Here is a 25,214-nt window from a genome sequence, read left to right as displayed (position 1 = left end):
TCATTATGATAATGAAATCACAGTGCATGGTTTCACGGCCGGAGCCGCGATGAGACGTCGCGTTCCGACGGAGAACCATAATGTCGGCACTGCCATAAAACGGTTTGACACCCACAGTTTCAAATGCAACGGCTCCAAAACGGCCGGCAGGGCCGCATCACCCCGATGATCCCTGAAGTAAACCCGCACCGCCTATACCGGAGCGGTGCGGGTTTGAACCGATCAATCTTCTGCCGAGACCCTTAAGGAAATAATCGGCCAGCGACGATGGCTAGTCCTGATTCTGCGGCGGCAGAGCGGCGATTCGCTCCTCGTCCTTACCGGAAGGCCCAGCGGCCTGGGCTCCGCCCAAATCGCCAAGATCATTGAAATACGTGACCGCGGCATCCTTGTACCATGCCCACTCATCAGGAACATCGTCTTCGTAGAAAATCGCCTCGGTGGGGCACACGGGCTCGCATGCGCCGCAGTCCACGCACTCGTTCGGATTGATGTAGAGCGTGCGGTCGCCCTCGTAAATGCAATCGACGGGGCACTCATCCACGCATGCCTTGTCCTTGACATCCACGCAGGGTTGAGCAATCACGTACGCCATCACGGCCTCCTTACAACCATATATCCGCATTCAGGTTACGTGAACGCAACGACGGAACCGGGCGTTCAGGCGACGAAACACTACGAACGGAAGGCCTTCACGCCGACACGTCCATTGTCGCGCATACAGACCGTACAGACCATGCGGACCATGCAGACCATCTAAACCGTACAGACCGTGTCCAAGAGACGGAAGGTGCCTGCCGCGCGATTCCGGCACCGGCGCCGCGCGCATTCCGGTTGGATCCTCCTATTGGGCGCGGTCCGGCGTCATCAGGTCCATACCGACAACCACCGGTTCCGGCACCAGTCTGACGCCGAAAGCCGCAGCGACACCGTCCGCGATCGTGCGTGCGAGTTCCGCGATATCGCTCGCCTTCGCCCCGCCGCGATTGGTCAATGCGAGGGTATGCAGCGTAGACAATCCGGCGGCGGCGCCGGGGCGGACGGCAAAGCCTTTATGGAAACCGGCATGGTCGATGAGCCACGCGGCCGAGGTCTTGACGCCCGCCGTACCGTCCGGCAACGTGACGTCGAACCGTGGCGCGTCGGCCGGAAGAGCTGCCGCCGTGGTCGTTGAAAGCACGGGGTTCATGAAGAAGCTGCCGCAACTATGACGGTTCATGTCAGGCTGATCCATTTCGGCACGGTTCGCGTTACCGCCATCGGCCCGAGCCCGAGCGACATGAGCCGCCTCGGTCCGCTCATTGATACGAGTCCCGGCTCCCTGATTGAGCGCAACGCTTCGCGAGGCCTGCACCGCACGTTGCTTCATGGCCTCGGCCACGTTCTGTGGCCGCCTGACACCCCGCATCGCGGGAGTGCCGTACCGCAACGGATCTTCGAGCATGCCTTTACCGGCCCTTACCTGCAGAACCGCCTCGCGGATGGCGTCAAGCGGCATCGTGCATCCCACTTCGACGCCCAGCGCCTTGGCCAGTTGCCCCATCGCCACAACCCCATTGACACTGCGACACAGGACGAAAGTGACCGAAACAACAACGTATCGAGGAGTCGGGAAGAAACGCTTCGCCGGTACCCCGGCAGCCTCATACATGCTGGACTTGAGGGCGGAGGTGCGGTATCCGAAATGCATATCGTCATGCGTCAACGTCACCATCCGCGATGTCTGTCGATCCCAAGCCTCGACACTGTGCACGCACTGCGCCACCTCCTGCCCGTAGGCACCGATGTTCTGCACCACCGACGCGCCAACCGTGCCGGGAACGCCCGAAAGCCCTTCTATTCCGGAAAATCCACCGTTGACGCAGGAAGTTACGAAATCGTCCCAGTTCACCCCTGCATCCGCACGGAGCAACACTTCCTGCGCCGTCTGGGTATTCGCGCCATCGGCGGCATCGGCACCTTCACCGAGCCTATGGACCTCACGCCGCGCGTCGCGCACCACCACTCCGTCGAAGGGCTCGTCGGCAACCAGCAAATTCGACCCGCCACCGATGACCAACAGCGGCAGACCCGCATCATCGGCGTCACGCACCGCGTCGATGAACTCCTGCCTGGTGCGCGGTTCGACAAAACGCTTCATGGCCCCACCCACGCCGACCGTCGTCAGATCCGCCAGACGCAATGGTTCGGCAAGGCGGTCCGATGATCCGATACGACCACGCCCAGCATTCAAATCGTTCATGGCTGCCTTTCGCTCAAAGTTCATTTCCGAATCGGAAAATCCGACAGATACGAAAAAAGCCCGACCGAAGTCAGGCTTCCTTCAAAGAATTGAATATCAACGAGTCTCACGATGCACGGTCTGCTTGCCGCAACGGGGGCAGAACTTCTTGAGCTCAAGACGATCCGGGGTGTTACGACGATTCTTGGTCGTGATGTAGTTACGCTCCTTGCACTCCGTGCATGCCAGCGTGATGCCCGGACGGACCGCGGCGCTTTTGCTTGCCATAGTTCACCTTCTGCGTTTGCGTTACTTTACCGGCTGGTGCCGGTAATTTGTAGCGGGAAAGAGACTCGAACTCTTGACCTTACGATTATGAGTCGTACGCTCTAGCCAGCTGAGCTATCCCGCCAGAGAGCCTCGGGTGAGAATCGGACTCACGACCTCTTCCTTACCAAGGAAGTGCTCTACCACTGAGCTATCGAGGCGTGGCGGATAGTGGATTCGAACCACTGAAGCTATAAGCGGCTGATTTACAGTCAGCTCCCTTTGACCGCTTGGGAAATCCGCCATTACATAACGCAGGCTCACTAAGTGAACCTCCGCTAAGCAACTTGACTATAATGCCATGAACCACGGACCTGCGCAAGTCACGACACGCCTTGCGCGTTCAGCGAAGTGCTTAAAAAGGCTAATTATCAATGATTAGGCAAATAAAAATCGGCGGGTCGCACCGACGGCAGAACCGTCATTAGATCCGCCCCCTACATTCAAGCCTTTACAGTACCAACGTCACTTGGCGAAGCCGTCATGCATAAGCTCCGCGCACACCTCAATCACTCGGTCATTCGCCTCAGGCTCCCCTATCGAAACACGTATGCCATCACCACCGAACGCCCGTACGGAAAGGCCTTGAGACGCAAAGCGGTCCGCGGCCCCGTCCGTGCGTTCACCGAGCGGCAGCCAGAAGAAATTGGCGTACGGTTTGCCCAGATTCCAACCCTGCTCAGTGAGCGCCGCAACCACACGCTCACGCTCGGCCTTGATGGCGCCAACACGTCCCATAAGCTCGTCCTTGGCGTCAAGCGAGGCCAACGCGGCCGTCTGCGCCGCATGGGTCACGCCGAAAGGCAAAGCCACCTTGATCATGCCTTCGATGACCTCCGGCTGCGCGATGGCGTAGCCTATACGCAAACCCGCCAGGCCGTAGGCCTTCGAGAAGGTGTGGGCCACCACGATGTTCGGGTATTCGTCGAACAGTCTCATAGCGACGCTGGCGTCAGGGTCGTCGTTGAATTGGAAGTAGGCCTCATCGAACAGCACGGTCACGTCATCGGGAACCGCGCGCATCAACCGTCTGGCCTCGTCGTCCCGCAACGAAGCGGAGGTCGGGTTGTTGGGGTTGTTGACAATCACCAGACGTGTTCTGTCGTTCAACGCCGCAATCACACCGTCGATGTCGTGACCGCCATCCGAACGGTTGGCGACCTGCACGCTGGTAGCCCCGGCGCCCGCAACAATGATGGGATATGCCTCAAAGCTGCGCCACGGGTAGACGACCTCATCGCCGGGACCGGAAACGAAGCTCACCAGCTGAGTGATGACCTCGGTCGAGCCGCATCCGAGAATCACGTTTTCCGGCTTAACGCCATACTCTTGGGCGAGGCGTTCCACAACGGCCCACCCTCGCATGTCCGGGTACCGGTTGATCGACCCCAAGGCGTTGTCGGCAATGGCCTTCTGTACGCTGGGCAATGGCGGATACGGGTTTTCATTGCTTGAAATCTTGTAGGAAGTAAGTCCCGGCGCAACAGGGGCGGTCTTGCCTTGCTTATAGGAGGGGATGGTGTCGATAATCGCACGATGTCTGCAAGTCATACCGCACATTGTAAGCTACGCCACAGGCAAAAACGGCATCAGGCCGCTACGCGATTCATTCTGCCCGGATTGTTGTTCCGTCGGCACTTTTGCGCCGATTTCGAAACCGGCGCTGATAAAAGCGCGAAACGTCGCCGTTTTGAAAATCAATTCCCCATTCATATAGCGAAGACGCCCGGGCAATGGCGATCAGGGCGGATCAGAGGATAAAACTGCTCGTCCGCGGAGCCGTCACCATCCGCTTGGGCATGTCGCGGGAGAATCGGGCGGGTAAATACCTATTCACCGGAATCGTTCGTCCGATACGCATAGAAAAGCGCCCCACACCATCGGTGCAGGGCGCTACAAAGCTTACGAACGAAGATCAGTTCAGGATGGCCAGCACGTCACGCGCGCCGACAATCAGGTAATCCTCACCCTTGTAGTGAATCTCGGTGCCGCCGTACTTGGAGTACAGCACCTTGTCGCCGACCTTGACATCCATCGGGACGCGATTGCCGTTGTCGTCGCGACGACCGGGGCCGATGGCGAGAACTTCACCCTGCTGCGGCTTCTCCTTGGCGGTATCCGGGATAATGAGCCCGGAAGCCGTTTGGGTCTCAGCTTCAGCCTGCTTCACAATGATCTTGTCTTCCAACGGTGTAAGTGCAATCGACACTGTGGAACCTCCTTCTGTGAGTATCATCAATACTTCGGGCGCGAGGACACCGCTTTCAAGGGCTGACGACACTTTAGGCACGTCCCTTTGCGCTTACGGCTCCATCATAGCGCGAAAATTAGCACTCTGCCAACCTGAGTGCTAACGCTGAGAGTGAAAATACCGACAATCAGCGTATTTACGCTCGCGAGAAGAAACAAGAAACACATCTTATCTACGGCTAGTCACCCTGCCGTAGAATCAGGCACCACGGCGCGCAAGGATGGATTCGAGACCAGTGCCCAGAGAATCCGAGGAGACGGCGGGAGCTTCAACCTTAGCCGCAAGTTCGGCATCGTGGAAAGTGCAGGCGTTTGCCGGTTCGCCACTTTCAGCGGCACGACCACCCCGTGCACGGGAGGACTCGTCCACCCTCGCACCGCTTTTATCCTCAGACAAGGATTTGCCGACCGGATTCTTTCCCTTGTCCGTCGCCGAAGCCTTGGTTGCGTTTGCATCGGCAGCCGCCTCTTCGACCCTTGACGGCACGGCCTTGGCGACCTGCCGAGTGGACTTGATCTCAAGGCTCTGCGGCTCCTGAGTGGCGGTCTGTGGGTTACGGGGGGCCCCCAGAGAGAAGGAAATCAAATCCTGATTGGTCGGTGCCATGTCAACGACGTTCAACGCACCAGCCGGGTGTACGCGCTGAAGCTCGTTGGTGGCGTCCGGAACTGCGTCAATCTGCGAGCTTTCCGCATGCAACGCGGCTTTGGCGGCCGCGGTCATGGTGACCACGGAGCGAGAAGCGTTTGGCTTATCCGTCTTACTGACAGCAGTCTTGCTTTCTTCACCAGGACGGGGCTTGTCAGAAGAGGCGTTTCCGGCTGACGCCGGCTTGGAAGACCCAGCTGCATCCTCGGCTTCGACCCGAATCTCCGAAACGGCACCGGCTTTGGTCCGGACACGATTGGCCGAACCCGAAATCCTAGCTTCGGATTCATCTGCCGCATTTGCCTTGGGAGCCTCAATCTCTTGGGCTGTGCGAGCCCTGTCACCAGCATCTTTACGTTTGGATTGCTCGACGATGGAACGAATCTCAGAGGTTTCCAGCACACCCGTAGGCTGGTCGTCCGCAGTCGAAACAACGGTCTTTCCATGTCCGCCACGCGCACGATCAACTTGCCTGTTCGCGTCGGCATCCGCTACGACGTGACCGGGGCGTCGATCCACCCGATGAGTCCGTGAGGCAGGCTTAACCTGCTGGCTTTTTGCAGCATTGCGAGCTTTGAGATTACGTTCCCATTCACGCGCGTGCTTCGAGGCACGTGCACCAGCAACCAGCACCACGGCGAGCAGAGCGGCAGGTATCAAGGCAAACAAAGGGCTGAAATGCAACGGAAACGCAATGGCAAGCACTGCAATCGAGACGATAAGCAGACCGGTCGCGATGATGGCACGACGACGCGCGGCAGCCCGTCGAAGTTCACGTACATGAGCGACGCGCTTCTCCTCGTGAACTTTCAACTCCTTGCGTCCGACGACCGGGCGATTTGGAGCATGCCCCGTTTCATTCGACCGCATGGCCGTCCCTTCCTCCGAAGGTCCAGAATCATCCGAGAAACGAGTCCCGCTGTGCGCATCCACCAGATGCAACGAAGACGAGTACTTGTCCTCTTGATGCTTCTGAGCCTTTCTCATACTGTCCACCGTCCGATTCGGCAGCCATACAACAACCAACATGACAAAGATCACGAGTACTACAACACCACTGACAGACTCGTAGTTCATATGTCCTAAGAATAGAGAGAGTTCATGACTTTTGAAGCCTCCGACGCGTGGCGTGTCACGACGCACGATAACACCCAATTGTGCATGGATCCGGCAGAGGCTTTTTACTGCACCTCAACCGGATTTTCAATGCCCGCAGCCGAAGGCCGAAATTCAATCAAGCAGACGTTTGACAAAGCCTTCAGGCGCATCTTCAGCCAGTAGACCGTACATTTCATGATCGCGCCAAGCGCCATTGATGTACATGTAGCCACGACGCACACCTTCATGACGCGCCCCGAGTTTTCCGCGACCCGTTTCGAGCACCTGTTTTCTGGAAGCATCGCGATTTCAAGGCGATGCAGTCTGGAGCCGGCAGCGTCCAGCATCGCCCAATCGGCAAGCAAGGCGACCGCCATCGGGGCAATGCCGAGGCCCGCATGACCTTCGTCCACCCAATATCCCACCGACCCGCAACGCATCGCCCCATAGCTGATGGCGCCAACGGAAACCTGACCGACTATCGACATCCGGTATTCGATAAAGAACTGGGCCGCCGTACCCGCCCGTTGCGCACGATGCTGACGCTCGATCCACTCATTGAAACTGAACCCCGGGCCGTGCATCGGATCGCCCGAATCCCAAGGTTGAAGCCAGGAGCGGTTGCGTTCACGCAGACGACTCCATTCGATCGCATCGTCGGCTCTCATCGGGCGCAGACGAATCGCAATGGCACCCTGCGGGGCGACCAAGGCACGCGGCATCAGCAAGGCCTGCGACCCCGGAGACCTAATCGCCCCACGCAACGAACGGAAAACAGCCATACCATCCATGGTACGCGAAAGGTCGGCCTCGAACCAACCGGAAGCGGCATAACCACCCTCGGCCGCTTCGGAACCGACCTCGGAAAATCAGCGATTGCGGCTCTCGGCCCTTAATGGATCCCATGCCGACGCGCCGGGACCCAACGTGGTTCAACACGGTCTTTATCGGTGCATGCTACCCGTTTAAAGCGTTCATACGTAGGCAGCCTTTCGCAATCACGCGCCTGATAAGCGACGATGCACCGGAAACCCTACGATGGAGGCATGGGTACGGATATCGACGAAATCAAACGGACCATGCGCCACGAGGCCATTGCACGGCGCAGAACGGTCGATCAGGACGCACGCGAAACCGCCGGTATCCGACTGGCACAACGTGCGGCGGATCTGCTCGACGATCGCGCCACATGGCAGACGACCCCCAACCCGGCACCCGAATCCGCCGCGAACGGGAGCAACGCGGAAGCCAAACAGGAAACCGCACAACCACGGGCGAATAGCCTTGGTGGCGGAGCCCTTAGGATTGTGTCCGCATGGCGCGGACCGGCACTCGAACCAGGTGACACCGTGGCGGCATACGTGTCAATGGGCGGCGAGGCCCCGACGGACGCACTGCTCGACATGCTCGTAGGACGGGGATTGAGAGTACTGGTTCCACGACTGGGGCGCGGGCGCGACATCGGGTGGGGTGAATACCACGGGCGCGCAGCCCTGCGAGACATGCCTCGAACCCAACGCGGCGGGCTGCGGCCAGCGGAACCGGAGGGAGCAACGCTTACGGCCGAGGCGATCGGCGCGGCGCGTGTTATCTTCGTGCCGGCCTTCGCCATCGATGTTAACGGGTATCGGCTGGGACGTGGCGGCGGCTGGTATGATCGGGCTCTCACGCTACGAAATCGCGATGCCATCACCATCGGCATCTGCTGGGACTGGGAACTTGCAGTCAATGACGGAACCGATCCAAGCGACGCCGCAAAGTCGCCAAGCAGCCATTGCGACCAACGATCCGAGGCCAAGACCGGCTGCTTCGACGAACGCGCAGCCGCGGGCGGCAACCGTCCTTGCCGTAACCGCAATTCAACCCAGCCGACCCAAAGCGTTGCCATACCCCACCAAGCCCACGACGTGCCGGTGGACGTGGCACTGACCCCAACCCGCACCCTGCTTTGCCGGTGATGAAAACGCGTCAAGGCCGGGACTAGAATGTGAACAGTTGACCTACGCGGTGTCGAATGCGCCGCTTCTGATGCCATTGACTTTGTGGAGGAACCTTGCCTACCTATCATTACCGTTGCAAAAGCTGCGGATACGATTTCACCGAACAGCAGTCGTTCACCGACGACCCGATCACCACATGCCCGAAATGCGGACTGGAGCAGGTACGTAAGGTATTTTCAGCCGTGCCGATTGAGTTCAAGGGTTCCGGCTTCTACCGCACCGATGGTGGTTCGTCGAAATCCTCCGACTCTTCAAAGTGAGCGTTTTCTTTGAAACGAATTGCTTGATCAGATACGTAGTTAAACCGGCTGGTAACAGTCGGTTTTTTCGTATTCCGACGGATTTCCACGCTTGTTTGGCAACCCTGAAATCGTCCCACGCGCATTGTGGATAATTTCGACGGCTATTCACTGCGACACGCCGAATTTATACACAGCCCGTCGATTTGGGTCACAGCAACCGTTCCGCATTGCCATACTCCCAAGGCAGGGCCATGATGACGGCATGATGAATTTTTTGCAACACCTGAATCGGCACAACGACAATGCGTCGGACTCAAATACGCGGCCGCACAAAGCCATGACGCTCAACCAACGCAGACAAGCCCAGACTTTACGAACCGTTACGATGGCAATATGCGTGGGACTGACGGTGTTTTTCGGCCTTGAAACGGCGGTGGGGCTGATGCGGACCAAGACGGCAGTAATCGCCACACACGACATCGCGCGTGGCACTTTGATCGAGAGCGGAGATCTTAACGTACTCCAGATTCCCGATCACAAAGCGTTCGCCTCAGGTTTCACCGACGCGAATCAGGCGATCGGGAAGATCGCGCAAATCGACATAAAGGCCGGCGACATGCTCATCAAACCGATGGCTCGTGCTTCGCCGGTCCCGGAACCGGGCCAGGCCGTGGTCAGCGTACGCATCGCAAGCGTGGCCGACGAACTCATCCCTGGACAATCGGTCACGCTGGTGGCGGTCACAAGTTGCGAAAACGTGCAACGCTCAGCCGAAAGCGGGTATGCACCGGAGCGGAGAACACCAGACGACAATGCTGCCGGGGCCGCCGAATCCGACATGCGCGGCATGGCCGAGGCCTCACATGCGGACATCACGGCGATGTTCACCGATGCCGAGTCAACGGTTTCGGCACAGAGAATACGCAGGTTGCCGTCTGCGCAAACAGAACAATCAAAATCGTCCACGCCATCAGGTTCGCCAGTGCGGACAGCGTTAACGGTGTCATCAATACAACGAATACGACCATCGCAAATAACACGCACAGCATCAAGAGCACAGATAAGACACGTAACGCCGACCATGCAGGGTGTTCAAAATCCGAAGGAAGCGGAGGAAAAAGACAAAAACCGAAAAATAGAGACGCCACAGCCCTTATTGGCGTCAACGAATTCGCCAGCCCCTTCGGAGTCATCAGCGACGCAAGGACCAGAACGTAACGAGCTCTGTACCCTTGCCCAAACGGCAACGGTTATTACCGTAGCCCACAAAAGCAATGACACCGGGGGCATGGGAGGAGGCGAAGACAAGGAAACAGTGCAATTCGCCATGTCGCCAGGCGAAGCCGCGAAGGTGATGGCGGTTCAGGAACGTATCGGCATCATGGCAACGATGAAAGGAAGGTGACACAAGTTGATCGATCCCCGTGCACCCTAAGCTTGACACAGCTTCACCCGCTCCGGTTCGGTCGCTACCCCTTACTCGCGTTCGCTGAAGACCGCCCAATGCGGTGGTAACTCAGTGAGAATACGACCATCATCCTCGGCGTTCTTGGATTCGGGCGCACGACGGTCAGAATAATCGGTGAAGCCCGTCGAATCGGCGACGACAAAGCCCTGATTCACCTGATCGGCATCATTCATGGCGAACCTTTCAGTACCGACCTTGATCACACGTCTATGCCGTCCACGAGGGGTACGACGACTGGAGTCGTATGCGGCCATCAACGCACCTCACGGTAGATCTGACCAATTCTGCCCACCACGCGATCGACCTCCTGGTCGGGGTTGACGAACGCCCCGACACTCCAAACCTCCATGACCGACCAGCCAAGCGACTGTAGACGCTGTGTCAGCACACGGTGACGGAGACGAGTGGACTGGATGCTCATGAAGTTCGCATCGTCGGTCAGTACTGCCAGGCAGAAAGGCTTATCCTTCAACCCCACGACCAATGGAATGGAAATACCCCCATCGAAACCATAATGCACGGCAACGTTGAGCCCACGGGCACGAATGCGCTTGGCCAGATCGTCAACAAGCACATTCCCCCCTGTGATCCGCTCCTGCGGACGCGATGATTCGTCATGGAGCTTCTCAGCCCACACGAGCAACTGCTTGAGGAGTTGGGGACCAGGTTGGTGAAGACGGTCATCCTCCATGTCTTCGGATCCAAACGCGGAAATGATATCAAGATTGCGATCGGCCAACGCAAGCGCATCCAATATTTCACCGTCACCACCCACGGATTCAAGCGCACCGAACTGCTGCAACAGACGGCCATGAGCGGTCTTGGCGAAACTAAGCGAAAGGATGACATCGGTCGCTTTCAGCCCGGCTATCTGATCGATGTCCAGCAAGCGCACATGCCGCAGGAAACGCGCCATGGACTCATCTTTGGCGGCAAGCGACTTGAATTCGGCGCCAAGCCGACTACGAAACACGGGCGTCAACGTGACGATCGCCAACAGATAGTCGGTGGGAACCACGGTAAAGCCCGCAGCACGCCGTTTGACGGTGGCCACGACCTCACTGATTTCCTGTTGGCTACTCTCCACCAGACCCGTCGCAAGCACCGGCACACCACCGCCTTTGACGCGATGGTATCTGACACGACCCTGTTCGGCCGCGGTAGCCACGTCGCAACGAACGATCCCATACCCATGATTGCTCAGAAAGGCGCACAGTTTGGGATCGCGACGACTAGGACATGGCTCAGATGCGATGCGGGGCAAAAGCCCGATTAGCGCCTTGAGGCTGCTCGAGGTGACGGTCGAACCATGGGCCAGCACCACAACCTGCCGCGCTCGCGCAAGAATGCCAAGCAGTTCCAGAGCCGGCAGATGCGCGGCTGCATCGATGATGACGACTTGCGCCAACGGACCGGGGTCGCTGGCGACGGTGAGCGCAGCAGGCGTGGCTGAAAGCACCGGCTTTGCGGCCATCACGATCTCCGGGTATTCACGACGTGCACGCGTAAGCGGCACACGGGGGCTGCCGGCCAGCAAAGTATGCAACCGGTTTGCCTCCTGCGTACGAGCAAACAACAGGTCGCACAGCCGTCGCGTAGATTCCTGCGCCACCATGGGCCCGATGGACCCTATGTGATCAACATCAACCTGCTCGAAGCGATCCACGGCCGACTGCAGTGCCGACCCATCCTGATTGGAGATAATCGCGGACGAACCCACGATGTCCTCAAAAACGGTCGTCCACCAGGAAAGCTGGAGCTCGGCTTCGACCGCGTTGATGTCCACGTGTCGAGAACGCATGTCATCTATGAGTTCATCCAGACCGGCAGCGGAGAAGTCACGCTCCAACTGGGCGCGACTCGGCAGGGTGTCGAGGGCCATACGGTCGGCGTATAGCGCCTTGAGCCGTTCCTCAAGCCGTGCCAAATCCATCGTTTCCAAATTTCCGCCCGCAATGGTGGTGTTCAAAACGGCGTCAAGAGACGTGATGGAACGCATCAATGCCTCCTGTGTGTCGATAATCGCATCCAGTTTCGGGGGCAGAACCGGCCAACCGCCATGAGGCACCAACGTACGCCACTGTGCCGCCTGCTTGTCGACGACTTTGAGGGCTGCATTGAGGTCTTCGACCTGTGCCGCCGGACGCAGAAGACTCTTGGCCTCTTTGACGCGCCGCCGACGCTCCCAGAAGCCCATCTGGGATCCTTCGGATTTGCGTTGCGCCTTGGGCTTGCTCGCTTCAATCATTCCGGAAATATCGCGTTCGAAAATCTCCGGCTGGAACACGTCGAGAACACGACGCAGGTTCCTGAGAATCCTGACCTGATGACCCCAATCCTCGACGGTGGCGGGCACCGGGAAGCCACATGCCTGAGTGGTGGAACTGACCTGTTCGCGAAGTTCGGGAAGAAGCCGTTGAAGAAGGTCTTCCACGTTCCGATAGGCGCTGACCGCATCCCTGTCGGAATACAACGATGCGTGATACCAGACCGTGTCCTGTGGCTCGATGGTGAACTCACCGAATTGTGCGGCACGTCGCAGCTTCTGACCCCACTGCGTCATGTTCGGCGCAATCGCATGGGCTGTCTGTGCGCTCAGACGAACGTGAGTAGCCGGATGCACAGGCAAAGCGGCGATCTTTGCAAGGTTCTGTATGGTCTGATAGGCCGAGACGCCCCATTGCTTGTCAACTCCGTGTAAATCACCCAGATAACGGGTCAGTCGCGAACGCACGCCCACAAGTTCGTCGGAAAGCTGGTCGAACCGTGAAGCGGCCGCACCGGGACGGAACCCGACGGCCTCAATCAGTCGCCGGTCGAGACCTGCGACCGCCTTGCCGTCGGCCAGATCCAGCACCAATTTATCGAGGCCGGCCGTCTTCATGATATGCCCGAAACGCTTCTGTTGCCCGGACACCCCGGCCACGTAAAGCACTGAACGGTTCGAAGCAACGCAACGTGAGGCTATCGCTGCAGCGTCGAGAGCCGAGTCGTCGCCAGGCGCAACGTCAATGAACAAGGAATGGCCAGAGGCCGCGAGCTTCGCCGCATTACGTACTTCGTTGCTGACGTCACCCACCTCATGTTCATTGTGCGGATCGTCATCGAAAGGACTGTATTGCGGAAGCTGTTCACCATTCAGACGCTTAACGGCATCGCCGTACCCTGCCAGCGCATCGAGTGCGGGATTGCCCGAAGGCTTGCTTTTCAGGGCGTCGATAATGCGTCCACCCTCCGAAAGCGTCCTTGTGGTGGGATCCATGAAGCAACCGAGCACAATGGCGCGTTCGATGTCAAAATCGGGGAAGACCGGGGATGCCAACTTGGTCAACGCCGCAAACACCGTGGAAGTATCCGGGGTTCCGCTGGGATAATTCGACCCGTCGAACAAGGCGCGCTCATCGATGGTGACACCGGCCGCACGCATTGACGAGATGAAGGCGGGATTGAGACTGACATGCCCGGTGAAACGAATCGAGGCACCGGTCTCGCGGCCGTCGGCGGCCCTTTGCGCTTCGACCGGGTACAGCAGCACGGGCACGTTGGAATCCTTGAACGAGGCCACTCCGACGACCAACGACAGCTCTGCGACGCCAAAGGTACGGACCTTGACCGCCAAATCGTCCAATACCCGCTCAAGTCTACGGCCGGCGGCCCGCAGCATACCTTGGTCGCGGAACATCGAGTCAAGAGTGGTATGGCCACTGGCGAACAACTGCGCCACCCCGGTGGGATGCGCGTGGGTGAGATCGAGCCTTGCGGCCAGTTGCGTCACATCCTCAAGGGGTGAAGGCTTGAGTCCCTCCCGATATTCGTCACGCCACTGCGCCATCCGTTCGATGCCACTTGTAGTACGGTTTGTGCCGCTCATGATCGGCGTCCCTTCCCTGCCCTCTCGCGATATCGCGCATAACCGGAGTTGCGTTCAAGTGCAGCATCAACATCCTGATTACCCAAGGCACTCAGCCATGCATATAAATCATCATACAGATTGGGATTCATGGCCAAGAAGGCCTGTAGTTCAGGATATCCGGCCATCTGGAATTGCTTGCTGAAATCATCGGAGCGCTGCGCGTCGTCAGATGTGAACCCGCCGGCTTCGACCGACTGAGCCGTGTCGACCCGATCAAACTGGCCCTTTGAGACCTTTTCGAACACCGACCCGGGCTCGAAGGCGGGAGTGAACGCACCGGTCTGATTCTGCTCCGCGCCAACCGGATTCTGCTGCAAATCATCCTGATCGACTTCAGCTTCCTGCGGTTTCATGAAACGATCATATGGTGAAATCCCGTCGTTTTGATCAGGCACCGACCGTCCCGTCTGCTGATCCATGGGCACAAAAACAACCTGCTCACGATGCTCCATAAAGCTCGAAATCGCACCGCCCGTCGGAACCTCTTTGGCCGCGACCGGGTGGTCAGACGAACCGGAAACTGCCTCGGAATTTTGCACCGCCCCCTTGCCGTCGGGCGAAATCGCGCCCGTGACAGGACCTGCGGCCGACATATTGGCCCCACCGGTTTGAGTCACAGCCGGCGTCACGTCATGAAATGCCGACGGCGAATCGTCGCTCACCGGGGAGTCGGCGGTCGGTTGGACGGCACTGATGGCGTCGCCGGTAAAGGCATCCCGGAAAAGGTCACGGGGCTTGGAAGGCATCACCGGAGCCGTGCCCACCACGCCCAATGAAAGACCCTCAAAGGCGGAAGCCTCCTCTGTCGGTTCACTGGCATCGGATTCGTCGCGCACGCTCCGATCCAAGGAAACCGTCTGCCTGTCGGCATTGGCTTCGACGGTAACCTGCGACGCATGCGCATCCAAGGCATCCGTCGCGGGCGGAGACTGCCGGTCGTCAGCGTCGTCATCCTTGGCAACGGCATCATGTTCGGCAGCGTCAGGATCCTGCCGTTGCACAGCGGCCCCAGCCTCGTGTTTATCCCGCCCGGCATCCGCGGCATTGTCGTCAGACGAGTTCACATGGGACCGCACCTTGGCATTCTGAGCCTCGACGAGTTTCTTGATCCGCTCGGCCACATCCGCCGAGTTGATGGATGCGGTAGGCTCCCCGGCCCTCAGGTCAAGAATGTCGTCAACGGACATCTCGCCCATCTCAGGCTCGGCGTTCGAACGACCTTTTGCATACTCAAATAAATCAGCAACCGGCGGCCGATCCGTCTGATCCTCGACGACCTCTACAAAATCGATCGGTACATCTCCCAGCTGTACACGTATCGGAGAATCCCCCAACGGGTAGTCGCGCATCCGTTCGAGCCGACGCAGGCCACCGTCATCCGCGACCAGATACGTGCCATTCGTCGAACCCAGATCGCGAATGGTCGCAGAACCGGTATCGCTGACGGAAAACAGCACGTGCCGCTTTGACATCGAACGGGTGGGGTCATCAATATCGACCCGTTTATGCCGATTGCCCGTCAAAGGACGTAACGGCCTACGACCTATTTCGACGCTCTGGCCACGACTTACGGCACACTCGATGGCGTTATTGGCCTTGATGACCCATCGCTGCACGGATTGCGCTCCCATTGATCGGCCGACCTTCCTGCTTGTGCTCAATGTCATTGTAGATGCTATACCGATGCTACCCTACACGCCGTCTAAAACCCTAAGACAGATTGTGCCATGTGCGCAAGATTGTCATACGCATAACCTGCATACATTGACAACTCCTTCGCATGACCGCCATGAAGCACATCGTAAAAAAAAAAACAAAACCCCACGGGGAATGATCCACACGCGGGGTTTCGCAGCTACGTCCCTCCGAGCCACGGCGCATACCGTGGAACCCGACAAAGGAAGCAGGTCGGAACTACTTGAGTTCGACGGTGCCGCCGGCCTCTTCGATGTCCTTCTTGGCCTTCTCGGCATCTTCCTTCTTCGCACCCTCGAGGATGGTGGCAGGAGCGCCGTCAACCAGAGCCTTGGCCTCAGCCAGACCCTTGCCGGTCAGGGTCTTGACGACCTTGATGACCTGGATCTTCTTGTCGCCGAAAGCGGTGAGCACGACATCGAACTCATCCTTCTCTTCGGCGGCGGGGGCACCGGCGGCGGGGGCCGCGGCGACGGCGGCGACCGGAGCGGCAGCCTCGACATCGAACTCCTCTTCGAACTTCTTGACGAAGTCGGAGAGCTCAACCAGGGTCATTTCCTTGAACGCGTCAAGAAGCTCATCGCTTGAGAGCTTAGCCATAATGGCTTCCTTTCAATCGTGGCGACGGAGTATTTTCGGTTTCCGTCACCGAAATTCTTTATTCTTTAATTGTTTACTGCTTGCGACTGCTTGTTCCCATCGACCGGCACGAACCGGACAAAGTAATCAGGCGGCCTTTTCCTGCTTCTCGCGCAAGGCGTCGATCGTACGCACGGCCTTGGTGGGCAGAGCGACGAACAGTGCGGCGGCCTTGGACATGGAGCCCTTGAGATCGCCAGCCATCTTGGCAAGCAGCGTGTCGCGAGATTCGAGATCCGCGAGCTGTTTGAAGCCTTCGGCGTCGTACATGGTTCCGTCTGCGAAACCACCCTTGATGACGAGGGCCTTATTGTCTTTGGCAAAGTCACGCATGACCTTCGCAGCCTCAACGTAATCACCCTTTACGAAGGTAATTGCGCAAGGGCCGGCGAGGACTTCATCGAAGCCTTCGTACCCAGCCTCTTTGGCGGCGATGCGAGCCAACGTGTTCTTAGCCACGGAGTAGGAAGTATCGCGGCCTAGCTTTTCACGCAGATCGGTGATCTGCGGAACGGTAAGCCCGCGGTACTCGGACAGGTAAATCGCGTCGGCGTTACGGAACTTCTCCGTAAGCTCGGCAATCACCTCTGCCTTTTCGGGCCTTTTCATGGCGTTCCTTCCTGAGTCGACCGTTGATCCGAAGAAGTCCCGTGCGCAAAGCCTGCGAGTGCATTGTATCCCTACAAAAAATGCCCTGCACATAGGCAGAGCAACATAATCGGCCACGCTCATAATCCTGAACGGACCACATTCCACGTTTTATCGCGAAACAACTCATTGTTCAACCTATGCTGGCTTGGCGAACCAAACTTCGAGAGGTCTTGCGACCTCCAACCAACAGTCTGTGGTTTACGAATAAACAGTATATGGGCGCGTCCGGACCGGACGACACGCCTGTCCGCATATGGATTGAGTCCGGCCCGAATCAGTCTGGACGAGTCAGACCAAGCGAAGCCGATTCATATGAAGCCACGCCCCGACCGAATCAAATTAGACAAAATGAATCAGGCAGAGCTCCGCCATGACGACCAGACCCTTAGCGCAGGGGTTACCATACGAAAAAGCGGCGACCACAACAAAAAGACGTCGTTGTTGCCCAACAATTGAGACAACGGCGACGTCTGCGGCAATGAGTCTTTACAGCACGGCCTGCAATGCGAAGTCAAGCAGGAACAGGGCGGTGACCACCCACATGACCGGATGTATCTCGCGTGCCTTGCGCTTGCACACCTTCACCAGGCAGTACATGATGAAGCCGGCGGCGATGCCATACGAGATCGAGTATGACAGCGCCATGAACACGGATGCGAACAAGGCGGGAATCGCCTCGGCCAAATCCCCCCATTCGACTTCCTTGAGGCTGGAAGCCATCATGCAACCGACCACCACGAGCACACCAGCCGTTGCGGCGGAAGGAATCGCGGAGACCAAGGGCGAAAGGAACATGGAGACGAAGAAGCACGCCGAGACCACCACGCTCGTCAGGCCGGTACGGCCACCTGCGGCGATGCCTGCCGAGGACTCGACGTACGTGGTGACGTTGGACGTGCCGAACAAGCCGCCGATGGACGTGGCGATGGTGTCCGCGAAGAGCGTCTTGTCCATCTTGGAACTGAAACCGTGGCCGTTGGACATGTCCGCGATGTCTTGATCGGAGAAGATTCCGGTTTTCCGACCGGTGCCCACGAGGGTGCCGATCGTGTCGAAGACGTCGGACATCGAGAACGCGAAGATGGTGACGATCACGAGAGGTAGTCTGGACAGATCCCCGAACAGGGCGGGGAAACCTTGCGGGGTGAAAATCGCCAGGAAGGTCTCTGGCAGCTGGGAGAACGTCTTGCCGATGGGCATCGAGTTGGACATCGAAGTGACCCCCATGGGAATGCCGATGACGGTGGCCGCGATGATGGAGATCAGCAGTGAGCCTTTGACGTTCATGAGCGTCAGAACGATGGCGATGACCAATCCTATGAGGAACACCCACAGCTCCGGGCTATTGAGGTTTGCCAGCCCCGGCGTGGCCGCGGTGGCCAGACCCTTGCCGGCCGCTTTCGGGTCTTTAGGCGTGAAGGAGATCAGGCCGACGTTGAGCATACCCACATACATGACGAACAGGCCGATGCCGCCGCCGATGGCATGCTGCAACGATTCGGGGATGCATGTGATGATGAGTTTACGGATTGAAGTGACGGTGATCAAAATGTTGATCAGACCGCACAGGAACACCATACACAGGGTCTGCTGCCACGGAAAACCGAGGCCTGCGCATACCGTGAAGGCGAAGAAGGAGTTGAGCCCCATGCTTGCGGACTGCGCATACGGCACGTTCGCGAACAGGCCCATAATCAACGTGCCGACCATCGAGGCGATGATGGTGGCGAGGAACACGCCGCCCCACGGCATACCGGTGCTGCTCAGTACTTGCGGATTGACGATGATGATATAGCTCATCGCGAAGAATGTGGTGATTCCTGCGATGATTTCGGTGCCGACGGAGGTGTTGTTTTCCTTCAGATGAAAGAAGCTGTCCATCTATATTCTCTACTTCCTTGGTTTATGCATCGCCAAATCAAGGATTCACAAAAGTGGGTGGCCGGCACTCAGGAAGCATTACCAACACTGCAAGACCGACGACTTCATTTTGTGTAGTGAATGAATTGACGATACGGAGGTTGCTGCGACTCATCCGCGGAAGACCGCGAACAAGCGATAATATAGCACTCGCAGCGAACAAACTTGTTTGGCGTGTCTGGTATTGTATTGAGCTAAAAACTTTCTTGTACGCGGCAATGACATGCATTCCCCGGGCAGTCGTTGCCGCTATGGCGAGGCCCCATCGCCCTCAACAACCGCAACGACTGCAGTGACCGACCATCCACCAACGATCTTGTGTCCTTTGTTCGACCAACCCATGCCCCACCCCGGCAGGGCCGCAAAATCAGCCGAAACGACCGGAGATGTAGCGCTCGGCCTGGGGGTTCCGGGGGTTGTTGAACATCGTCTCGGTGTCTGCGAAATATTCGAGATGACCGGGGCCGCCCACCCGCTTGAGGTCGAAGAACGCGGTGTAGTCGGCCACCCGCGCCGCCTGCTGCATGTTGTGGGTGACGATGACGATGGTGTAGTCGTTCTTGAGCTCGTTGATCAGATCCTCGACGGCCAATGTCGAAATCGGATCAAGGGCGGAGCACGGCTCATCCATCAGCAGCACCTGCGGATGCACAGCCACTGCACGGGCGATGCAAAGCCGTTGCTGCTGCCCGCCGGAAAGCCCGATGCCCGGCTTGTCGAGACGGTCCTTGACCTCATTCCACAGGTTCGCGCCGCGCAAAGCCCATTCAACGACCTCGTCCGCATCCGCTTTCGGAATATGTTTCTTGTTGAGCGTCAGTCCGGCCAATACGTTCTGCCGGATGGACATGGTCGGGAACGGGTTCGCCTTCTGGAACACCATACCCACGTCACGGCGCACGGCCACGGGATCTACACCCGGCCCATAAAGGTCCCTGCCGTCAAGCAGCACCTTGCCTTCGACCCTGGCGCCCGGGGTGATCTCGTGCATGCGGTCGAGGGTGCGCAGGACCGTTGACTTGCCACAACCGGATGGACCGATGAAGGCGGTGACCTTATTGGCCTCGATGTTGATGTTCACGTCCTCGACGGCACGAAAGTCGCCGTAGTAGACATTGAGATGCTCCACGTCGATGCGTTGACCCATGATGCCTCACTTTCTCGGGTTTTTTAACGTTGCTGGTGTCTGCTCCGATTCGCGGTTCATCGTCTTGCAGTCCTGGCACCTTCTCATTTCGACGTCTCCACACTCAGCAGACGCTGCACCAAACGACCCGCGAGATTGAGTGCAAGCACGATGACGATCAGCGCGAGCGCCGCAGCCCATGCACGTTCCGTGGGAATGTCGGCGACGCAACCGGCACCGGCCTTGGGCAGGCAGGTGACGGACATCTTGCTGTATTCCTGATATACATACACCGGAAGCGTGGTCATCTGGCCGGAGAACAGATTGAGATTCGTGGTGGCGATAAAACCGGCCGTCAGCAGCAACGGTGCGGTCTCGCCGATGACGCGGGCAATGGCGAGGATGACGCCTGAGACTATGCCCGGCAGTGCGGTCCGCAGCACGACATGCACGATGGTGCGGGACTTGGTCACTCCGAGAGCGTACGAGGCCTCACGGAGATCCTGCGGCACGACGCGCAGCATCTGCACGCTTGAGTTGACCACGGTGGGAATCATCAGGATCGACAAGGCCACCGAGCCCTCGAAACCATTGGAAACGCCGGGCCCGCCCAGCAGCGTGAACAGGGAGAACGCGAACAGGCCGGCCACGACGGAGGGAATGCCGCTCATCACGTCGACCAGCATCGACACAGCTTTGGAGAACCCGTTGCCGCGGGCATATTCGGTCAGGTAGATCGCGCACATGAGACCAACCGGCACGGAGATCAGCATCGCGCCGCCGGTGACTTCGAGCGTACCGATGACGGCGTGTTCAATGCCACCGTAGCCGCCGGAAGGCGTCGGCAGACCTCCAATGACGCCGGACATGTTGTACGAAAGGAAGTTGAGGTTCAGACGCCTGAGGCCGCGGGCGAAGGTGGTGAACAACAGTGAGACCAGCGGAACCATCGCCACAACGAAAGCGATGGCGATGAGCGCCGCGACGAAGGCACTGAACAGTTTGCGTCGACGCAGTTCCATGGCCGTGGGCTCGAAACGGCTGAAATCGGGGTTCGGGCGGGTGGACGCGGATGGCGTTCCCGCAATCCGGTCGCCGACGAAGCCTTCGGATTGTCCCCCTGCCCCGACGAAGCCTGCCGGGGACCGGTTCACGTCGATGCCGTTATCGGGACGGTCGGCACTGCCCCGATCATCGGCAGCGCCCTGAGCCGCGCTGACCTGAGCCTTGAGACGAAAATACTGAGCCGCTTCGGTGTTCTCCGGTGTGCTGCCGTCCTTGACACGCACATCGGGCTCGGGCATGGAACGACGGAAGAGCGGCTTTCTGGCGGGACGCTTACCGCCTATGGCGATACGGCGCGCTACTAAATTGACCACGAAGGTGATGACGAACAGCACCAGACCCGTGGCGATCAGGGCCGAAACACCCGACGGATCGGCCTCAGGATATTGCGCGGCAATATTGGCGGCGATCGTCTGGCTTTTCGAGGCTTGAAGGATATGCCACGAATAGGTCATGCCGGGCGACAGAATCATCATGACGGCCATCGTCTCGCCCAGTGCACGACCCAGGCCGAGCATTGAGGCCGAAACCATACCGGAACGCGCGAATGGCAGAGCGGTAAGCCTGAGCATCTCCCATTTGGTCGCGCCAAGGGCAAGCGCCGCCTCGCGGGTCAGCTGCGGGGCCTGCATGAACAGATCGCGCGTCATGGAGGTGATGATCGGTAGGATCATGACCGCCAGCACCACCGCGCAGGTCGCGACGGTACGTGAGGGGTTGGCGGCTGGCCCCGAGAACAATGGTATCCATCCGAAATATTCTGACAGCCAGGCCCAAAACCCGTAGGTCGCAGGCACAAAGACGAGCGCGCCCCACAGGCCGTAGATAACCGAAGGAATCGCGGCAAGCAAATCCACGACATAATTAAGCAGCACAGAAAGACGTTTCGGTGCGTAGAAGACGATGAACAGGGCCGCCGCAACCGCAATGAAAAACGCAATCAAAAGAGCGAGACCGGCAATGAGCACCGTGCCGAACATCAGTGGTCCGACGTACTGCCAAAATCCATGCGCCTTGCCCCCGCTGAGGGACTCATAGACGGAAGCCACCTTGGTGCGGGAGCCTGCGACCGCCGGCCACGCGCGCAAAACCAAAAACAGCACAACCGCACCGAGGGTCAGGAGGATGAGCATGCCGCAGCCAGTGGCGACGCCACGGAACACTTTGTCCGCAACACCTCGTGGCACGTCTCCCAGATCGACGCCGGCACCGTTGGGGCTGTGAGTACCGCTAACCGAAGCCTCCGCTTTCATCCCGAGCGCCTCGCCGCCGCATTCCGACCGGTTTGTCGGCTGTGAGTCCGGCAACACGTCGGTCTGTCGCGTCTTGGTCTCGCCTGCGTCAGCCATACCCATCATTCCTTGTGCATCAAGGCCCTGATGCGAACCCGAAGCGAGCCCGCGATCGGAACCGCCTATTCCACGTCGATATTCGCCACGGACTTCGCCGCGCGGTCGGCCAAATCACCGGTGAACCTGGCCGAACCTGTGTTGTCCGCCGCAACCTGCTGCCCATCGGCTCCAACCATGTACCCCAACCAAGACCGCATGAACAAGCCGGTCTGCGCATCCTTATAGGCACGGCATGCCACCGCATAGGACACCGAGACGACCGGATAACTGCCGGTTTCCTTGGTGGCGTAGTCCACGTCAAGCACCACACGCCCGCTACCCTTGGCCACATGCTTGGCGGCGGGCGAGGCACTGACGGTCTTGGTGGCGCCGTCCTGCGAAGGCGCCACGTAGCCGTTGCCTACCTTGACCGCCACAGTGCCATAGGCGATCACCTTCGAGTTGTCCGCGTAACCGATGGTGCCATCGGCCTGACCGACGCTCGAGACGACACCGCTGTTGCCCTTGGCCGCCTGCCCCACATCGTTGGGCCAGTTCTCCTGAGGATCGTGCGGCCACTGCTCCGGTGCCGCCGCCTTGAGATAGGAGGTGAAGTTGTTGGTGGTGCCGGATTTGTCGGAACGGTGTACGACGGTAATGGGCAAATCTGGCAGGGAAACCTTTGGGTTCTGCTCGACGATGGCCTGGTCGTTCCATTTGGTGATCGAGCCCGAGAAAACGCGCGCAACGGTCGACGCGTCCATGTTCAAGTGCTTGTCGGGCCCGGAAATCCCCTTGAGATTGAAGAAGACGGCAATCGGTGAGATATAGACCGGTACCTCAAACGCCGTTCCTGTTTTACATACCGACTTCGAAGCCTCGACCTGCTCGTCGGTCAGCGGAGCGTCGGTGCCGGCCCACGCGATGGCACCGGTGAGAAAAGTGGTGACGCCAGCCCCGGAGCCGGAAGGATTATACGCTATTCTCGCCTTGCGATTCTTCTTCTGGAACGTTGCGATCCAAGCCTCGACGGCACCTTGCTGAGAGGAAGCGCCGGCACCATGGAATTCACCGGACAAGCCGGATACGTTGCCGTCGCGCGCTCCAGACGAGTCCGTTGGATCCACGTTGTCGCCGCACGCGGCAAGAGACACCATCATCGCCAAGCCGCCAAGGGCCGCGATGAGGCGTTTGGGCACACTGTGATGCTTGATGTTGTTCATCATGTCTTATTGTGCCATAACGCCGGAATCAGAAAAACATCGCAGAATGACCCGAACGTGTGACCACGAGCGTCCGATGCCGCGACACACCAATCTGGCATAGGCCACAATGGGCGACCGGACCGAACCGATGGCACCGACCGTTGCCTGACCGCACCAAGCGATTCCCGGCGACGAACCGACGAAGGAGTAACCGCCATTCGACGCACATGTTCCGACCGTTGCGTAGCACGTCCAGCGACCGTCGACGCACTTGCCCGACTGCCTTTTCTGCCGCCGTCCACGAATTGTGCCCGCACGAATCGAACCGGACCATGCACAATTCACTCCAATATTTCACCTTGAGCGAACGGAAACGGGCGGGCGAGCAGGAACGGAACCCGCGAACCTGAGTGATTCACGCTACAGGCAATCGCCGTGTCCGGCAGCGCCTTGGACAAATATTCCCAGGGACGGTCACCAACGCGGTCTACAGGCGCGCGACGATGCTGATTGCCAGACGGGCGGCGGTGTCGGCATATTCGGACACATCGAACTCCTTGAACACCTCATAATCGGTGTCGGCCTCGTCGGACAGGGCGCGGATGACCAGAGCGGGCACGTCGTTGCGCGCGGCCACGTGCGCCACCGCGGCACCCTCCATCTCCACCGCGTCGGCATGCGTTTGTTGGGCGACCTTGGCCGCCGCCTCGGGCGTGCCGATGAAGTTGTTGCCCGATGCAATCACGCCGGTGATGTGATGCATTCCCATGTCGTCAAGCACGGACGAAGCCACTTCGATCAGGTGCTTGTCGCTATGGAACTCCTCGGTTTGTGGTTTCCATTGGGCGATCATGCGCATGTCGGAGTCAAGATAGCGCAAGGTTCCGCCGAGCACGATGTCGTTGATGTGCATGGACTTGTTGAGTGAACCCGCGATGCCGGAGAAGACGATGGCATCGGGGTGATAGAGGTCGACCAGGCATTGCGTGGTCGCGGCCGCGTTGACCAGGCCCATGCCCCCTACCGTCGCCGCCACGGTGACGCTTTCGCCCGACTGGGCCTCAACGGTGCCGACGTTGATATCAAGGCTCGCAACATGGCTGTGCTGCACGCCGTCCAGCGATTTGCCGATCAGCGCGACCTCCTCGTCCATCGCTCCGATGATGGCGATCGTTTTCATAGTGCTCCTTGCAACAGGGATTCAGGTTCATCAGGCACGACGCATAAAGCACCGTACCGTCCACAGTAGTTTTCAGATAAGACGAATAATTCCATGAAGCATTACGCTATGACGACGCCGTTGCCGCCGATCGGCGACTTTGAGGACCCATCGTCAAATCGACCACGCCTATCATTCGGGCGACCGTTTTCCCCGACCGCCGACGGAATCGACCCACAGGCAAAACCCGAGCAG

Annotated in this window: 19 protein-coding genes, 3 tRNA genes and 2 pseudogenes; 3 read left to right on the top strand and 21 right to left on the bottom strand. The window is 58.8% G+C overall.

All coding sequences use genetic code 11. The features are described 5' to 3' along the window. Positions 1 to 271 precede the first annotated feature (271 nt). From fdxA to BBOH_RS07645, 10 genes and pseudogenes are all read right to left on the bottom strand, one after another. Positions 272 to 595 (bottom strand): ferredoxin, encoded by a 324-nt coding sequence (gene fdxA, locus BBOH_RS07690; RefSeq protein WP_033520905.1) that lies wholly within the window; start codon positions 593 to 595, stop codon positions 272 to 274. 249 nt (positions 596 to 844) lie between these two features. Next, positions 845 to 2,140: an FAD-binding protein gene (locus tag BBOH_RS07685; RefSeq protein ID WP_044098332.1), complete on the bottom strand. Its 1,296-nt coding sequence runs from the start codon at positions 2,138 to 2,140 to the stop codon at positions 845 to 847. Between the two features lie 198 nt (positions 2,141 to 2,338). Then, a complete protein-coding gene (gene rpmG / locus BBOH_RS07680; protein WP_033520907.1) occupies positions 2,339 to 2,509 on the bottom strand; it encodes a 50S ribosomal protein L33 in 171 nt (56 codons plus the stop codon). A gap of 50 nt (positions 2,510 to 2,559) precedes the next feature. Then, positions 2,560 to 2,633, bottom strand: a tRNA-Met gene (locus BBOH_RS07675). Between the two features lie 4 nt (positions 2,634 to 2,637). Further along, a tRNA-Thr gene (locus BBOH_RS07670) sits at positions 2,638 to 2,709 on the bottom strand. Between the two features lies 1 nt (position 2,710). Next, positions 2,711 to 2,792: transfer RNA gene (locus BBOH_RS07665), tRNA-Tyr, on the bottom strand. Between the two features lie 221 nt (positions 2,793 to 3,013). Beyond that, entirely contained in the window at positions 3,014 to 4,099 is a 1,086-nt protein-coding gene (locus tag BBOH_RS07660; protein ID WP_033520908.1) for a histidinol-phosphate transaminase, read from the bottom strand. Between the two features lie 364 nt (positions 4,100 to 4,463). Next, positions 4,464 to 4,757, bottom strand: a complete 294-nt coding sequence (gene groES / locus BBOH_RS07655) for a co-chaperone GroES (protein WP_033520909.1) — start codon at positions 4,755 to 4,757, stop codon at positions 4,464 to 4,466. 240 nt (positions 4,758 to 4,997) lie between these two features. Then, positions 4,998 to 6,434 (bottom strand): hypothetical protein, encoded by a 1,437-nt coding sequence (locus BBOH_RS07650; RefSeq protein ID WP_143242380.1) that lies wholly within the window; start codon positions 6,432 to 6,434, stop codon positions 4,998 to 5,000. Positions 6,435 to 6,677: 243 nt separating this feature from the next. Beyond that, positions 6,678 to 7,327 (bottom strand): annotated as a pseudogene (locus tag BBOH_RS07645) (GNAT family N-acetyltransferase). A gap of 264 nt (positions 7,328 to 7,591) precedes the next feature. Between BBOH_RS07645 and BBOH_RS07640 the strand changes: the two are divergent. From BBOH_RS07640 to BBOH_RS08380, 3 genes are all read left to right on the top strand, one after another. Beyond that, the gene (locus BBOH_RS07640) at positions 7,592 to 8,503 is read left to right on the top strand and encodes a 5-formyltetrahydrofolate cyclo-ligase (RefSeq protein ID WP_052118141.1); all 912 of its coding nucleotides are present in this window, start codon (positions 7,592 to 7,594) and stop codon (positions 8,501 to 8,503) included. A 95-nt stretch (positions 8,504 to 8,598) separates the two neighbouring features. Beyond that, complete coding sequence (locus BBOH_RS07635; RefSeq protein WP_033520911.1) at positions 8,599 to 8,805, top strand: FmdB family zinc ribbon protein; 207 nt, start codon at positions 8,599 to 8,601, stop codon at positions 8,803 to 8,805. Positions 8,806 to 9,049: 244 nt separating this feature from the next. Next, positions 9,050 to 10,192 (top strand): SAF domain-containing protein, encoded by a 1,143-nt coding sequence (locus tag BBOH_RS08380; RefSeq protein ID WP_052118142.1) that lies wholly within the window; start codon positions 9,050 to 9,052, stop codon positions 10,190 to 10,192. A gap of 71 nt (positions 10,193 to 10,263) precedes the next feature. On the opposite strand, the gene BBOH_RS07625 is transcribed toward BBOH_RS08380, so the two are convergent. From BBOH_RS07625 to mtnN, 11 genes and pseudogenes are all read right to left on the bottom strand, one after another. Beyond that, positions 10,264 to 10,509, bottom strand: coding sequence for a hypothetical protein (locus BBOH_RS07625; RefSeq protein WP_033520912.1), 246 nt, complete (start codon positions 10,507 to 10,509; stop codon positions 10,264 to 10,266). Beyond that, positions 10,509 to 14,126, bottom strand: coding sequence for a helicase (locus tag BBOH_RS07620; RefSeq protein WP_033520913.1), 3,618 nt, complete (start codon positions 14,124 to 14,126; stop codon positions 10,509 to 10,511). Before BBOH_RS07620 ends, BBOH_RS07625 begins: the two co-directional genes overlap by 1 nt. Next, on the bottom strand, positions 14,123 to 15,835 hold the full coding sequence (locus BBOH_RS07615; protein WP_081930430.1) for an FHA domain-containing protein: 1,713 nt from the start codon (positions 15,833 to 15,835) through the stop codon (positions 14,123 to 14,125). The genes BBOH_RS07620 and BBOH_RS07615 overlap by 4 nt, the downstream gene beginning before the upstream one ends. Positions 15,836 to 16,082: 247 nt before the next feature. Next, the gene (rplL, locus tag BBOH_RS07610) at positions 16,083 to 16,463 is read right to left on the bottom strand and encodes a 50S ribosomal protein L7/L12 (RefSeq protein WP_033520917.1); all 381 of its coding nucleotides are present in this window, start codon (positions 16,461 to 16,463) and stop codon (positions 16,083 to 16,085) included. A 126-nt stretch (positions 16,464 to 16,589) separates the two neighbouring features. Further along, positions 16,590 to 17,111, bottom strand: coding sequence for a 50S ribosomal protein L10 (gene rplJ, locus BBOH_RS07605; RefSeq protein WP_033520918.1), 522 nt, complete (start codon positions 17,109 to 17,111; stop codon positions 16,590 to 16,592). A gap of 528 nt (positions 17,112 to 17,639) precedes the next feature. Beyond that, complete coding sequence (locus BBOH_RS07600; protein ID WP_033520920.1) at positions 17,640 to 19,034, bottom strand: NCS2 family permease; 1,395 nt, start codon at positions 19,032 to 19,034, stop codon at positions 17,640 to 17,642. A gap of 406 nt (positions 19,035 to 19,440) precedes the next feature. After that, positions 19,441 to 20,220, bottom strand: coding sequence for a phosphate ABC transporter ATP-binding protein PstB (pstB, locus tag BBOH_RS07595; RefSeq protein ID WP_033520922.1), 780 nt, complete (start codon positions 20,218 to 20,220; stop codon positions 19,441 to 19,443). 83 nt (positions 20,221 to 20,303) lie between these two features. Next, positions 20,304 to 21,221, bottom strand: coding sequence for a phosphate ABC transporter permease PstA (gene pstA / locus BBOH_RS07590; RefSeq protein ID WP_237743190.1), 918 nt, complete (start codon positions 21,219 to 21,221; stop codon positions 20,304 to 20,306). Positions 21,222 to 21,551: 330 nt separating this feature from the next. Further along, positions 21,552 to 22,517, bottom strand: a pseudogene (pstC, locus tag BBOH_RS08650) (phosphate ABC transporter permease subunit PstC); the annotation flags it as partial. Between the two features lie 161 nt (positions 22,518 to 22,678). Then, entirely contained in the window at positions 22,679 to 23,821 is a 1,143-nt protein-coding gene (gene pstS / locus BBOH_RS07585; RefSeq protein WP_237743184.1) for a phosphate ABC transporter substrate-binding protein PstS, read from the bottom strand. Between the two features lie 466 nt (positions 23,822 to 24,287). Further along, positions 24,288 to 24,980 (bottom strand): 5'-methylthioadenosine/S-adenosylhomocysteine nucleosidase, encoded by a 693-nt coding sequence (mtnN, locus tag BBOH_RS07575; RefSeq protein ID WP_033520924.1) that lies wholly within the window; start codon positions 24,978 to 24,980, stop codon positions 24,288 to 24,290. Positions 24,981 to 25,214: the final 234 nt, after the last annotated feature.

The sequence above is a fragment of the Bifidobacterium bohemicum DSM 22767 genome, from assembly GCF_000741525.1.
GTDB lineage: Bacteria > Actinomycetota > Actinomycetes > Actinomycetales > Bifidobacteriaceae > Bifidobacterium > Bifidobacterium bohemicum.
Note: the sequence above shows the minus strand (reverse complement) of the source record. Positions and strands in the feature narration are given on the sequence as shown.